Consider the following 13876-nt stretch of genomic DNA (forward strand, 5'->3'; position numbering starts at 1 on the left):
AAAAAAAACGCCCCATCCTTTGTTGGATGGGGCGTTTTGGCTGTAATAGCCTGACGATGTCCTACTTTCACACGGGAGTCCGCACTATCATTGGCGCTAAGGCGTTTCACGGTCCTGTTCGGGATGGGAAGGAGTGGGGCCACCTTGCTATGGTCATCAGGCATAACTTGTTGTCTGGCAGTCGGTTGACTGCCAGACCAATTCACAGAGCGGATCAGCTTCGGTATTTCACGAATGAATATTACGCGAATATTTTGTTTGCGTCACTTGGCATAACAGTTTTGATCGGGCTGATCAAAATTATAGGGTCAAGCCGCACGAGCAATTAGTACTGGTTAGCTCAGAGCATTGCTGCCCTTGCACACCCAGCCTATCAACGTCCTGGTCTAGAACGACTCTTGAGGGGGCTCAAGGCCCCGGCAGATCTCATCTTGAAACGAGTTTCCCGCTTAGATGCTTTCAGCGGTTATCTCTTCCGCACTTAGCTACCCTGCGATGCCACGGGCGTGACAACAGGTACACCAGGGGTGCGTCCACTCCGGTCCTCTCGTACTAGGAGCAGGCTTTCTCAAATCTGCAGCGCCCACGGAAGATAGGGACCAAACTGTCTCACGACGTTTTGAACCCAGCTCACGTACCTCTTTAAATGGCGAACAGCCATACCCTTGGGACCGACTACAGCCCCAGGATGAGATGAGCCGACATCGAGGTGCCAAACACCGCCGTCGATATGAACTCTTGGGCGGTATCAGCCTGTTATCCCCAGAGTACCTTTTATCCGTTGAGCGATGGCCCTTCCATACAGAACCACCGGATCACTATGTCCTGCTTTCGCATCTGCTCGACTTGTCAGTCTCGCAGTTAAGCACGCTTATGCCATTGCACTATCGTCACGATGTCCGACCGTAACTAGCGTACCTTCGAACTCCTCCGTTACGCTTTGGGAGGAGACCGCCCCAGTCAAACTGCCTACCATGCACTGTCCCCGATCCCGATAAGGGACCCAGGTTAGAACCTCAAACGCACCAGGGTGGTATTTCAACGTTGGCTCCATGCGATCTAGCGACCGCACTTCAAAGCCTCCCACCTATCCTACACAGATCCGTTCAAAGTCCAATACAAAGCTACAGTAAAGGTTCATGGGGTCTTTCCGTCTTTCCGCGGGGAGATTGCATCATCACAAACATTTCAACTTCGCTGAGTCTCTGGAGGAGACAGCGTGGCCATCGTTACGCCATTCGTGCAGGTCGGAACTTACCCGACAAGGAATTTCGCTACCTTAGGACCGTTATAGTTACGGCCGCCGTTTACTGGGACTTCGATCAAGAGCTTGCACCCCATCAATTAATCTTCCAGCACCGGGCAGGCGTCACACCCTATACGTCCACTTTCGTGTTTGCAGAGTGCTGTGTTTTTGATAAACAGTCGCAGCCACCTATTTATTGCAACCCTTTCATGCTCAGATGTTCTCATCACACTACTTGGGCACACCTTCTTCCGAAGTTACGGTGTCAATTTGCCGAGTTCCTTCTCCAGAGTTCTCTCAAGCGCCTTAGAATACTCATCTCGCGCACCAGTGTCGGTTTGCGGTACGGTCGTGTACAGCTGAAGCTTAGTGGCTTTTCCTGGAACCCCGTTCAGTCACTTCACGAGCAAGCTCGCTCGATCGGCAGCCTCGGTATATGACAAGCGGATTTGCCTACTTGTCGCCTACATCTGCCCAAACCAGAATCCAATAACTGGATGACCTATTAGGATCCGTCCCCACATCGCACTGCACATCGGTACAGGAATATTGACCTGTTTCCCATCAGCTACGCATCTCTGCCTCACCTTAGGGGCCGACTCACTCTACGCCGATGAACGTTGCGTAGAAAACCTTGCGCTTACGGCGAGGAGGCTTTTCACCCCCTTTAACGCTACTCATGTCAGCATTCGCACTTCTGATACCTCCAGCAGCCTTTACAAGCCACCTTCACAGGCTTACAGAACGCTCTCCTACCACGCACACTTGCGTGTGCATCCGCAGCTTCGGTAACTGGCTTAGCCCCGTTACATCTTCCGCGCAGGACGACTCGATCAGTGAGCTATTACGCTTTCTTTAAATGATGGCTGCTTCTAAGCCAACATCCTGACTGTTTTAGCCTTCCCACTTCGTTTCCCACTTAGCCAATTTTAGGGACCTTAGCTGGCGGTCTGGGTTGTTTCCCTCTTGTGTCCGGACGTTAGCACCCGGTGCACTGTCTCCCAAGCTGTACTCTGCGGTATTCGGAGTTTGCCTTGGTTTGGTAAGTCGCCATGACCCCCTAGCCAAAACAGTGCTCTACCCCCGCAGGTAATACTTGAGGCACTACCTAAATAGTTTTCGGAGAGAACCAGCTATTTCCAAGTTTGTTTAGCCTTTCACCCCTATCCACAGCTCATCCCCTGGTTTTGCAACACCAGTGGGTTCGGACCTCCAGTACCTGTTACGGCACCTTCATCCTGGCCATGGATAGATCACTTGGTTTCGGGTCTACACCCAGCGACTGAACGCCCTATTCGGACTCGATTTCTCTTCGGCTTCCCTATTCGGTTAACCTTGCCACTGAATGTAAGTCGCTGACCCATTATACAAAAGGTACGCCGTCACCCCGAAGGGCTCCGACTTTTTGTAAGCATGCGGTTTCAGGATCTATTTCACTCCCCTCCCGGGGTTCTTTTCGCCTTTCCCTCACGGTACTAGTTCACTATCGGTCGATGATGAGTATTTAGCCTTGGAGGATGGTCCCCCCATGTTCAGACAGGATTACACGTGTCCCGCCCTACTTGTCTCTAGCCTGGTACCACACGTGCGCTTTCGCATACAGGGCTATCACCTGCTATGGCCGAGCTTTCCAGCTCGTTTTGCTAACGCTCGTGCTATCACTAGAAGGCTGCTCCGATTTCGCTCGCCACTACTTTCGGAATCTCGGTTGATGTCTTTTCCTCGAGCTACTGAGATGTTTCAGTTCACCCGGTTCGCCTCTTGCAACTATGTATTCATCGCAAGATACCTTTCGGTGGGTTTCCCCATTCGGAAATCTCCGGATCAAAGCTCATTTGCCAGCTCCCCGAAGCTTATCGCAGGCTATCACGTCCTTCGTCGCCTATCATCGCCAAGGCATCCACCACATGCTCTTAGTCACTTGACCCTATAACTTTGACGTTTCTCACGAAACCAAAGCCTATCAAGGACTTGCCAGGTCTTTCACCTGGCGCGTTATGCCGTAATCGAGCTTTCGCTCGGATTACTCGAATACAACTCGCGTTGAATTCGTTTGTGACGCAATCAAAAATTGTTGCCGACGGCACGGTGGACAAGACCTTGACGATCTGGTCCTTTCCGTCGACAACGCTGATTCGACTCTATGAATTGTTAAAGAACAGCCGGAAGTCTTGCGACTCCAATTATTGGCAATGCCAATATCAAAACACCGATGCAGTCGCCTGTCGATGCTTTGATATTGAAATCTTGGTGGAGGATGACGGGATCGAACCGACGACCCCCTGCTTGCAAAGCAGGTGCTCTCCCAGCTGAGCTAATCCCCCGGTTCTGTGCTGGAGGAAATGGTGGGTCTGGTTGGTCTCGAACCAACGACCCCCGCCTTATCAAGACGGTGCTCTAACCAACTGAGCTACAGACCCTAGTCGGTCAACCGCGGGCCTGTCTCTTGCCCGGACCGCTGGCGACACCTTCCAACAACCGATAAGTGTGGACGTTTGAGCTTGAATTGCTTTTTTTCCAGAAAGGAGGTGATCCAGCCGCACCTTCCGATACGGCTACCTTGTTACGACTTCACCCCAGTCACGAACCCTGCCGTGGTAATCGCCCTCCTTGCGGTTAGGCTAACTACTTCTGGCAGAACCCGCTCCCATGGTGTGACGGGCGGTGTGTACAAGACCCGGGAACGTATTCACCGTGACATGCTGATCCACGATTACTAGCGATTCCGACTTCACGCAGTCGAGTTGCAGACTGCGATCCGGACTACGACTGGCTTTGTGGGATTGGCTCCCCCTCGCGGGTTGGCAACCCTTTGTACCAGCCATTGTATGACGTGTGTAGCCCCACCTATAAGGGCCATGAGGACTTGACGTCATCCCCACCTTCCTCCGGTTTGTCACCGGCAGTCCCATTAGAGTGCCCTTTCGTAGCAACTAATGGCAAGGGTTGCGCTCGTTGCGGGACTTAACCCAACATCTCACGACACGAGCTGACGACAGCCATGCAGCACCTGTGTTACGGCTCTCTTTCGAGCACTCCTGCGTCTCTGCAGGATTCCGTACATGTCAAAGGTGGGTAAGGTTTTTCGCGTTGCATCGAATTAAACCACATCATCCACCGCTTGTGCGGGTCCCCGTCAATTCCTTTGAGTTTTAACCTTGCGGCCGTACTCCCCAGGCGGTCAACTTCACGCGTTAGCTTCGTTACTGAGAAAATGAATTCCCAACAACCAGTTGACATCGTTTAGGGCGTGGACTACCAGGGTATCTAATCCTGTTTGCTCCCCACGCTTTCGTGCATGAGCGTCAGTGCAGGCCCAGGGGATTGCCTTCGCCATCGGTGTTCCTCCGCATATCTACGCATTTCACTGCTACACGCGGAATTCCATCCCCCTCTGCCGCACTCCAGCCTTGCAGTCACAAAGGCAGTTCCCAGGTTGAGCCCGGGGATTTCACCTCTGTCTTACAAAACCGCCTGCGCACGCTTTACGCCCAGTAATTCCGATTAACGCTTGCACCCTACGTATTACCGCGGCTGCTGGCACGTAGTTAGCCGGTGCTTATTCTTACGGTACCGTCATATGCCCCCTGTATTAGAGAGAGCCCTTTCGTTCCGTACAAAAGCAGTTTACAACCCGAAGGCCTTCGTCCTGCACGCGGAATGGCTGGATCAGGCTTGCGCCCATTGTCCAAAATTCCCCACTGCTGCCTCCCGTAGGAGTCTGGGCCGTGTCTCAGTCCCAGTGTGGCTGATCATCCTCTCAGACCAGCTACAGATCGCAGGCTTGGTAAGCCTTTACCCCACCAACTACCTAATCTGCCATCGGCCGCTCCAAACGCGTGAGGCCTTGCGGTCCCCCACTTTCATCCTCAGATCACATGCGGTATTAATCCGGCTTTCGCCGGGCTATCCCCCACGTCTGGGCACGTTCCGATGTGTTACTCACCCGTTCGCCGCTCGCCGCCAGGTTGCCCCGCGCTGCCGCTCGACTTGCATGTGTAAAGCATTCCGCCAGCGTTCAATCTGAGCCAGGATCAAACTCTACAGTTCGATCTTGAAATTTATACTCTCTCGAGTCACTCACTTAAACGGAATTGAAGTGAACTTCACTTCTATCTTCATGAGCGTTTGTTTTAGTCCTGAAAGAACTTGGCAATTCGCCACCAAACGCCCACGCTTATCGGCTGTATCTTGTTAATGATCCAACACGCAAAACTACCCGTCTTGCGTCATCCTCGCTGCGATCAGCGAAGCCTTGAATTATCACTCGATTCTCAATGACCTGTCAAACTTGAAGGTCATTGAACCTCTTGTGCCGCCCTGCGACCGTGGTCGAAAGAGCGAAGGGCGAATTATGCCACAGCGCGCCGGCGCGGGCTGGCCCGACCCCTCGGCTGCGGGGCAAACGTCCCGCCCTCGCCCGGCGAACCAGCGGGCCCGGGGCCGCTGGTTCAGGCCACCCGGCCGTCCTGCCGCCGCTGGGCGAAGTCGACGTACCAAGCCAGCGAGCCGGGATTGGCCATGGCTTCGCGGTTGACCACCTTGTCGATCGGCTGGCCCAGCAGCAGCTTCTTGATCGGCAGCTCCTGCTTCTTGCCCGACAGGGTGCGCGGAATCTCGGGCACCTGGAAGATGGCGTTCGGCATGAAGCGCGGGCTCAGCGCCTGGCGGATGGCGTCGTTGATGCGCTTCTTCAGGCTATCGTCCAGCGCCACGCCGGGGCGCAGCACGACGAACAGCGGCATGTAGCTCTCGCGGCCCAGGTATTCCAGGTCGACCACCATCGAGTCGAGCACCTCGGGCAGCGACTCGACCGCGCTGTAGATCTCGCTGGTGCCCATGCGCAGGCCCTGGCGGTTGATGGTGGCGTCCGAGCGCCCGTAGATGACGCACCATTCGCCCTGGCCGCTCTCGTCGCCCACGCGCAGCCAGTCGCCATGGCGCCACACGCTGCCGGCGCTGGCGTCCAGGTCGCCGCCGCCGGGCTTGCGGCCGTGGCCGGGCGGGTACATCTCGAAGTAGCTGGCCAGGTAGCGGGCGTTGCCGGGGTCGTTCCAGAAGTACAGCGGCATCGACGGGATGGGCTGGGCGCAGACCAGTTCGCCGACCTGGCCCAGCACCGGCGCGCCGGCCTCGTTCCAGGCCTCCACCGCGGCGCCCAGCATGCGGCATTGCATGACGCCGGGCTGCTGCGGCAGCTCGGGCGTGCCGCCGATGAAGCCGCCGGCGAAGTCGGTGCCGCCGGAAATGTTCATCCACCAGATGTCCTGCTGGGCCGGCGTTTTGGCGATGCGACGGAACTGCTCGGTGCCCCACTGCTGCACCTCGGGCGACAGCGGCGAGCCGGTGGTGCCCAGGGCGCGGATGCGCGACAGGTCGCCGCATTGCGCCATGTCGACGCCGGCCTTGGCGCAGCCGGCGTAAAACGCCGCGCCCGAGCCCAGGTACGTGACGCCGTGGCGCGCGGCAAAGCGCCACAGCGTGGTCCAGTCGGGCGCGTCGCGCGGCCCGCCCGGGCTGCCGTTGAAGAGCACGCAGGTGGTGCCCGACAACAGCCCCGAGGTCTGCGAGTTCCACATGATCCAGCCGGTGGAGCTGTACCAGTGAAAGCGCTCGCCGAAGTTGTTGGGGCGATAGCTGCAGCCCACGTCCATGTGCAGCGCACTGGCCGTGGACACCAGCACGATGCCGCCGTGCGAATGCACGATCGGCTTGGGCAGGCCGGTGGTGCCGCTGGAGTAGACGATCCACAGCGGATGCTCGAACGGCAGCCACCGCGGCTCGAAGGCCGCGGTTTCCTGATCGTTTCGGGCGATGGCCTGCATCCAGTCTGCGCTGTCAGCTATGGATTCTGAAGCAGCTGGGTGATGCAGCACCACCAGGTGCCGCACGCTGGGCAGCTTGGCGCGCAACTCTTGCAGCACCGCGCTGCGGTCGATGTCGCGCCCGGCCCAGCTGACGCCGTCGGCGGCGATCAGCACCGCGGGCTCGATCTGGCTGAAGCGGTCGAGCACCGCGTTGGTGCCCATGTCGGGCGCGCACACGCTCCACACCGCGCCGAGGCTGACGACGGCGAGAAAGGCGACGATGGTCTCGGGCACGTTGGGCAGGTAGGCCGCCACGCGGTCGCCCGGGCGCACGCCCTGCGCCTGCAGGTGCAGCGCCAGCGAGGCGACCTGGCGCCGCAGCTCGGGCCAGCTCAGCTCGCGCGCCTGGCCCTTCTCGTCGTCGCTGACGATGGCCGGCACGCCGGCGGCGTGCGCCGCGTCGACGTGGCGAAACACCTGGTGCGCGTAGTTGGCCTGCGCACCCGGGAACCACTCGGCGCCGGGCATCACGTTCTTGCCCAGCACCGCCGTGTGCGGCGTGGGCGAGCGCAGCTCGAAGTAGTCCCAGATGCTTTGCCAGAACGCATCCAGCTCGGTGGTGGACCAGGTCCACAGATCGCGATACGTGGCAAACGTCAGGCCGCGCTCGCGGCGCAGCCAGTCCTGGTACAGGCGGATCTGGGGAACGTTGGGCGCAAGGCCCGCGGAGGTGGCTGGGGTGGGCTGGGTCATGCCGGAATTATTGACCCGCCGGGCACGCGCCGCAGCCCTCGACGGCCGGATTTCGCTCGGGGTTTGCACGGCTGGGCGCGGTGATGAGCGGCCGCCGCGCCGCTGCTGAACGACTTCATCACCGCCGGCATCGATGCCGTGCTGCCGGCGCACGCGCCCAAGTAAAACTCAAGATTTCAAGCCAAACTGGTCTGCAGCCCGCTTCCGTAAAGCGCAGGCAGCTATCAAATCAGGATTTGACGCGCGCGCTGAGCCAGCCCCACACCTCGCTCAGGCCGACGGCCCACAGGTCGTCGGCGCGGGCGGTGCCCTGCCAGCGCTCCTTTTGCTCCTCGCGCTTGACGCGCTCGCGGTCCTGCTCCAGGCGGATCAGCGCGTCGGCCAGGTCGGGCGCGCGCGGGCCGGCGGCGGCGCGCTGGGCGCGCGCCTGGTAGTCGGCCAGCGCCTGCTGCACGGCCTTGGGGTCGAGCAGCGACAGCGCCGAATGGCAGTAGGGGCAGGCGTCGTGCTGGCGCAGGTCGATCGGCGCGCCGCAGCTGCCGCAGTGGATGATGCGCACGCGCTCGGCCAGGTCGGCGATCTCGGGCGCGGAAAGCTGGCGCACGAAGCCCTTTTCGATCATGAAGGCGGCAAAGGTGGCGAAGCGCCCGTGCCGCTGCGGGCAGCGGTAGGTGAAGTAGCGGCCGGTGCGCACCAGGTCCACGCCCTCAGCCAGCGTGCGCCGGCAGCGCGGGCAGGCCAAGTCGTGCCCCAGCGGGGTCTGCGCGTCGTCCTTGTGCGCGTTCAGCTCGCCGAACAAGTCGACGATGCCATCGGGCGCCAGGCGCAGGCTCTCGCCCTCGTCGAACCACAGGCCGCGGCAGGCGTGGCACAAATCGAGCGCGATGCGCGCGCCGTTGTGCCCGGCCACGGCGCGTGCGCTCATGGGCGCGCGGCACGAAGGGCAGGCCAGCGGCGGTGTCAAGGCGGTGACGGCGACGGGGTCCAGCATGGTGGGCGCAGCGTACCATTGCAGGCTTTCACCGCGCACCGCCAATGCCCCGCTTTCACGTCCCGCTGGCGCTGGCCGCCGGCGCCCGCCTTGCCCTGCCGCCGGGCGCGGCGCGCCACGTGCAGGTGCTGCGCCTGCAGCCGGGTCAGGCCGTCACGCTGTTCGACGGCGCTGGCGGCGAATGGGCCGCCACCGTCGCGCGCATGGGCCGCGCCGACGTGGAAGTGGACATCGCCGCGCACCAGCCCATCGAGCGCGAGGCCGCGCGCGCCGTGCACCTGGCCGTGGGCCTGATGGCCGCCGAGCGCATGGACTGGCTGGTGGAAAAGGCCACCGAGCTGGGCGCCGCCAGCCTGACGCCGGTCTTGACGGCGCGCAGCAGCCTGCGCCTGGCCGGCGAGCGCGCCGCCAAGAAGCGCGCCCACTGGCAGGCCGTGGCCATCGCCGCTTGCGAGCAAAGTGGCCGCAACCGCTTGCTGGACGTGCGCGAGCAGCTATCACTTCAAGAGTATTTGCAACAAGCCGCGGACGGTGCGCGCTGGCTGCTGTCGCTGGACGGCGCCGCGCCCGGCCTGCGCGCCAGCGCGGCGGCGCTGGATGCGGGCGCGCCCGTCACCCTGCTGTCCGGCCCCGAAGGCGGGCTGGCCGCCGACGAGGAAGCGGTCGCGCGCGCCGCCGGCTATGCTGCGCGCAGCCTGGGCCCGCGCGTGCTGCGCGCCGAGACCGCGCCGCTGGCGGCACTCAGCCTGCTGACCCTGCCCTGAACATCGTCACCCCATGAACCGCAAACTGCTGCTGCTGACCCTGGTCCAGGGCCTGTTCCTGATCAACAACGTCACCTTCATCGCCATCAACGGCCTGGTGGGCCTGCGACTGGCGCCGCACGCCTGGATGGCGACCCTGCCGGTAATGGGCTACGTGGTGGGCGGCGCGCTGGCGGCGCCACTGGTGGCGCGCAGCCAGACGCGCTTCGGGCGGCGCGGCTCGTTCCAGATCGGGCTGTTGGTGGCCCTGGGCTCGGCGCTGCTGGCGGCGTACGCGGCGGCGCACCAGCACTTCTGGCTGCTGCTGACGGCCACGGTGATCGCCGGCTACTACAACGCCAACGGCCAGCTGTACCGCTTTGCCGCCGCCGAACTGACCGCGCCCGCGTGGCGCGAGAAGGCGGTGTCGCTGGTGCTGGCCGGCGGGCTGCTGGGCGGCATCATCGGGCCCAACCTGGCGTCGTGGACGCGCACGCTGCTGCCCACGCCCTTTGTCGGCGCCTACCTGGCGCTGGCGGTGGTGGCGCTGCTGGCCATGGGGGTGATGGCGCTGATCGAGTTTCCGCCGGTGCACGCGCAAGCCGCGCACGCGCCGCAGGGGCGGCCGCTGGGGCAGATCATGCGCCAGCCGATCTTCATCGTCGCCACGCTGGGCGCGGCGCTGGGCTATGGCGTGATGAACCTGCTGATGGCCGCCACGCCGCTGGCCATGCAGGTGTGCGGCTTCGAGTTCAGCGCCACCGCGCTGGTGCTGGAGTGGCACGTGATCGGCATGTACGCGCCGGGCTTCGTCACCGGGCACCTCATCAAGCGCTTCGGCGCGCTGCCCATCATGGGCGTGGGCGTGGTGCTGAACGGGGTGTGCGTGGCCGTCGCGCTGTCGGGCGTGGAGCTGATGCACTTTGTCAGCGCCCTGCTGCTGCTGGGCGTGGGCTGGAACTTCCTGTTCACCGGCGCCACCACGCTGGCGCTGACCGCGTATCGGCCGGAGGAAAAAGACCGCGCGCAGGCCGCCATCAACTTCTGCGTGTTCGCCACCATGTCGGTGACCTCGTTCGCCTCGGGCGCGCTGGTGACCACGCAGGGCTGGGCCTTGCTGAACTACGGCTCGCTGGTGCCGCTGGCGCTGATGGCGGCGGCGCTGGCCTGGCTGGCGCTGCGCCAGCGCGCCACGCCGCCGGTGGCGCATGGCTGAGCCGCTGCCGCTGCGGCGCTGGTACGAAGGCCGGGTGCCGCCGCCCGTCATCGATGCGGCGTGCGCGGCGCTGATGTGGTGGCTGGCGGGCGCGCTGCCCGGCGCGCAGCTGTGGCCCCTGGGCCGCCCGATCGGTGCTTCGACCGTCGCCACGGTCGCGGCGCTGGCCCTGGCCGCCGTGGGCGGCGCGCTGGCGCTGGCGGGGGTGGCGGCGTTTCGGCGCGCGCGCACCACCGTCAACCCGATGGCGCCCGAGCGCGCCCGCGCGCTGGTGACGGACGGCGTCTACCGCGTGACGCGCAACCCCATGTACCTGGGCATGCTGGTGGTGCTGGCCGGCTGGGCGGTGTGGCTGGGCAACGCCGCCGCGTGGCTGGGGCTGCCGCTGTCGATGGCGCTGCTGACGGGGCTGCAGATCAGGGGCGAGGAGCGCGTGCTGCGCGCGCGCTTCGGCGCCGAGTTCGAGCGCTACGCGGCGCGCGTGCGGCGCTGGCTGTAGACCAAAATAATCCTGATTTGATAGCTGCCGGCGCTTGCTGCACGCCGGCCAGAGCCCGATTCGACTTAAGAATCAGGGCATGCGCGCAATCACTTCGGCCACCGCCGCCGTCAGGCGCTTGGCGTAGGGCAGGTGCAAGAACTCGTTGGGGCCGTGGGCGTTGCTCTTGGGGCCGAGCACGCCGCAGACCATCATCTGCGAGGTGGGAAAGCCTTCGCTCAACTGGCTCATCAGCGGGATGGTGCCGCCCTGGCCGATGTAGCCGCAGGGCGCGCCGAAGTGCGCCAGCGACGCGGCGTCCAGCGCCTGCGCGAACCAGGGCGCGGTGTCGGGCGCGTTCCAGCCGGTGGCGCCGCCCTGGCTGTCGAAGGTCACGCGCGCTTGGTAGGGCGCGTTGTCTTCCAGCAGTTGCTTGAGCTCTTGCACGGCGGCGGCGGCGTCGACCAGCGGCGGCAGGCGCAGGCTGAGCTTGAAGGCGGTGTAGGGGCGCAGCACGTTGCCGGCGTCCTGCAGCGCGGGCAGGCCTTCCACCCCGGTGACGCTGAGCGTGGGCAGCCAGGTGCGCGCCAGCAGGGCGTCGACCGGGTCGCTGCTCATGGGCAGCACGGACTGGTCCTTGCCGCCGCAGTCGTAGTGCACCCACGGAAAGCGCTTGAACAAATCGTCGCCCAGGATCTGCGCGGTGGCCTGCGCCTGCGCGACGCGCTCGGCCGGCACCTGGCAGTGAAAGCTGGCGGGCAGCAGGCGGCCGGTGGCCGAGTCCTCCAGCCGGTCGAGTACCTGACGCAGGATGCGGAAGCTGCTGGGCACCAGGCCCGAGGCATCGCCCGAGTGCACGCCCTCGGTCAGCACCTCGACCTTGAGCGTACCGGCCGCCATGCCGCGCAGGCTGGTGGTCAGCCACAGCTGGTCGTAGTTGCCGGCGCCCGAGTCCAGGCAGACGACCAGGCCCACGTCGCCCAGGCGCGCGCGCAAGGCGTCGATGTAAGGCAGCAGATCGGGCGAGCCGCTTTCTTCACTGGTCTCGATCAGGCCGACGATGCGCGGGTGCGGCAGCTTTTGCGCCTTCAGGGCCTGCACGGCGGCGATGGCGGCGTAAACCGCGTAGCCGTCGTCGGCGCCACCACGGCCGTAGAGCTTGCCGTCTTCCAGCTTGGGCGTCCACGGCCCCAGGTCGGCGCGCCAGCCGTTGAACTCGGGCTGCTTGTCCAGGTGGCCGTACATCAGCGCGGTCTGCGTGCTGCCGGCCTTGGTGCCCGCGATCTCGAAAAAGATCACCGGCGTGCGCCCGGCGATGCGGATCACCTCCAGTGTCAGGCCCGGCACCTTCTGCGCCTCGACCCAGGCGGCGGCGTTGCGCACCACGGTGTCGATGAAGCCGTGCGCGGCCCAAGCCGGGTCGAACGCCAGCGACTTGGCCGGGATGGCGATGTAGTCGGTCAGCTGGCGCACGATGTCGCCGTCCCACTGGGCATCGATCTGGCGCTGCGCGGTCGCGGCGTCCATGACGGCGGCGAGTTCGGGGGTGTGGGGGGCGTTCATGGCGGCAATCTCCGGCGCTCTGGGGGGTGCGTCAACTCTACGCCAATGCGCGCCGGCGTGAGATACGGTTCAAATGTCCAGCACCAGGCGCGTACCCTTGCAACGCGACACGCAGATCATCATGGTCTTGCCGGCCTGGCGCTCGCCCTTGGTCAGCACGCTGTCCTTGTGCTCCAGCTCGCCGTCGCATTCGATGACGGCCGTCTCGCAGGTGCCGCACACGCCCTCGGTGCAGCTGTAGTCGGGGCTCAGGCCGGCGTCGATCAGCGCGTCCAGGATCGACTGGTCCTCGGGCACGGCCACCGTCTTGCCGCTCTTGGCGCACACCACCTCGAAGCCACCGCCCAAGTCGGCGGCGGGCGGCGGCGCGGCGGTGAAGCGCTCGATGTGGGTGTTGGCGTAGCCCAGCCGCTCGCAGGCCTGCTCGAAGGCGCTGATCATGGGCGTGGGCCCGCAGCAATAGAAGTGGCTGTCGGCACCCTTGCCGGCCAGCAGCCGCGCCAGGTCGGGCGGGCCGGCGTGCTCGCTGTCGAAGTGCAGGGTCAGCGCCACCCCGTGCTCGCGCGCCAGCGCCTCGATGGCGTCGACAAAGGCGGCGTCGCGGCGGCTGCGCGCGCAATAGATGAAATCCGTCGCGCGCCCCTGCGCCGCCAGATGCTGCAGCATGCAAAACAGCGGCGTGACGCCGATGCCGCCCGCCACCAGCACGCTGCGCGGCGCGTCGGCATCCAGCCTGAAGTGGTTGCGCGGCGGGTCGATCGGCAGCACCGAGCCCACGCGCAGCTGCTCGTGCACGTACAGCGAGCCACCGCGCGTCTTGCGGTCGCGCGCCACGCCCACCACGTAGCGCCCGCGCTCGGCGTCCGAATTGCACAGCGAATAGCTGCGCGACAGGCCGTTGGGCAGGTGCAGGTTGATGTGCGCGCCGGCCTCGAAGGGCGGAAACGGCACCTCGGCTGTCGCCGGCCGCAACTCGACGCTGACGACGTCCTGGGCTTCCCAGCGAATGGCGTACACCAGCGCGGCAAGGGTGGGGGTGGACATGGATCAAATCTCCCGTTGAGGGCGTGACGATACCG

Annotated in this window: 7 protein-coding genes, 2 tRNA genes and 3 rRNA genes; 3 read left to right on the forward strand and 9 right to left on the reverse strand. The window is 63.7% G+C overall.

Annotated elements, in window-relative coordinates; genetic code table 11:
- Positions 1 to 48: 48 nt before the first annotated feature.
- From rrf to ACWHMB_RS00035, 7 genes are all read right to left on the reverse strand, one after another.
- Positions 49 to 161, reverse strand: a 5S ribosomal RNA gene (rrf, locus tag ACWHMB_RS00005).
- 143 nt (positions 162 to 304) lie between these two features.
- Positions 305 to 3173: ribosomal RNA gene (locus tag ACWHMB_RS00010) — 23S ribosomal RNA — on the reverse strand.
- Between the two features lie 321 nt (positions 3174 to 3494).
- Positions 3495 to 3570 (reverse strand) — tRNA-Ala (locus ACWHMB_RS00015).
- A 19-nt stretch (positions 3571 to 3589) separates the two neighbouring features.
- Positions 3590 to 3666, reverse strand: a tRNA-Ile gene (locus ACWHMB_RS00020).
- Positions 3667 to 3767: 101 nt separating this feature from the next.
- Positions 3768 to 5296, reverse strand: a 16S ribosomal RNA gene (locus ACWHMB_RS00025).
- Together the 16S, 23S and 5S rRNA genes with 2 tRNA genes alongside form the textbook arrangement of a ribosomal RNA operon.
- Before the next feature lie 401 nt (positions 5297 to 5697).
- On the reverse strand, positions 5698 to 7806 hold the full coding sequence (locus tag ACWHMB_RS00030; RefSeq protein ID WP_377484574.1) for an acetoacetate--CoA ligase: 2109 nt from the start codon (positions 7804 to 7806) through the stop codon (positions 5698 to 5700).
- Positions 7807 to 8035: 229 nt separating this feature from the next.
- A complete protein-coding gene (locus ACWHMB_RS00035) occupies positions 8036 to 8797 on the reverse strand; it encodes a zf-TFIIB domain-containing protein (RefSeq protein WP_377484572.1) in 762 nt (253 codons plus the stop codon).
- A 44-nt stretch (positions 8798 to 8841) separates the two neighbouring features.
- Between ACWHMB_RS00035 and ACWHMB_RS00040 the strand changes: the two genes are divergently transcribed.
- From ACWHMB_RS00040 to ACWHMB_RS00050, 3 genes are read left to right on the forward strand one after another with little or no spacing between them, the layout of a single operon-like run.
- Positions 8842 to 9561 carry a 16S rRNA (uracil(1498)-N(3))-methyltransferase gene (locus tag ACWHMB_RS00040; protein ID WP_377484570.1) on the forward strand — a complete coding sequence of 240 codons (720 nt, stop codon included), beginning with the start codon at positions 8842 to 8844 and terminating at the stop codon, positions 9559 to 9561.
- Positions 9562 to 9574: 13 nt separating this feature from the next.
- Positions 9575 to 10756, forward strand: a complete 1182-nt coding sequence (locus tag ACWHMB_RS00045) for an MFS transporter (protein ID WP_377484568.1) — start codon at positions 9575 to 9577, stop codon at positions 10754 to 10756.
- A complete protein-coding gene (locus ACWHMB_RS00050) occupies positions 10749 to 11255 on the forward strand; it encodes a methyltransferase family protein (protein WP_377484566.1) in 507 nt (168 codons plus the stop codon). Before ACWHMB_RS00045 ends, ACWHMB_RS00050 begins: the two co-directional genes overlap by 8 nt.
- Positions 11256 to 11327: 72 nt before the next feature.
- Here the strand turns inward: ACWHMB_RS00050 and ACWHMB_RS00055 are convergent, their stop codons facing one another.
- Both ACWHMB_RS00055 and ACWHMB_RS00060 read right to left on the reverse strand, forming a co-directional pair.
- Entirely contained in the window at positions 11328 to 12797 is a 1470-nt protein-coding gene (locus ACWHMB_RS00055; RefSeq protein WP_377484564.1) for a M20/M25/M40 family metallo-hydrolase, read from the reverse strand.
- A gap of 69 nt (positions 12798 to 12866) precedes the next feature.
- Positions 12867 to 13841 (reverse strand): PDR/VanB family oxidoreductase, encoded by a 975-nt coding sequence (locus ACWHMB_RS00060; RefSeq protein WP_377484562.1) that lies wholly within the window; start codon positions 13839 to 13841, stop codon positions 12867 to 12869.
- Positions 13842 to 13876 lie beyond the last annotated feature (35 nt).

The sequence above is a fragment of the Ottowia pentelensis genome, from assembly GCF_964341695.1.

Bases quoted from the DNA above. Each gene is read 5' to 3' on its own strand.
- ACWHMB_RS00030 (WP_377484574.1), bottom strand. From the start codon at position 7,806: ATGACCCAGCCCACCCCAGCCACCTCCGCGGGCCTTGCGCCCAACGTT.
- ACWHMB_RS00035 (WP_377484572.1), bottom strand. From the start codon at position 8,797: ATGCTGGACCCCGTCGCCGTCACCGCCTTGACACCGCCGCTGGCCTGC.
- ACWHMB_RS00040 (WP_377484570.1), top strand. From the start codon at position 8,842: ATGCCCCGCTTTCACGTCCCGCTGGCGCTGGCCGCCGGCGCCCGCCTT.
- ACWHMB_RS00045 (WP_377484568.1), top strand. From the start codon at position 9,575: ATGAACCGCAAACTGCTGCTGCTGACCCTGGTCCAGGGCCTGTTCCTG.
- ACWHMB_RS00050 (WP_377484566.1), top strand. From the start codon at position 10,749: ATGGCTGAGCCGCTGCCGCTGCGGCGCTGGTACGAAGGCCGGGTGCCG.
- ACWHMB_RS00055 (WP_377484564.1), bottom strand. From the start codon at position 12,797: ATGAACGCCCCCCACACCCCCGAACTCGCCGCCGTCATGGACGCCGCG.
- ACWHMB_RS00060 (WP_377484562.1), bottom strand. From the start codon at position 13,841: ATGTCCACCCCCACCCTTGCCGCGCTGGTGTACGCCATTCGCTGGGAA.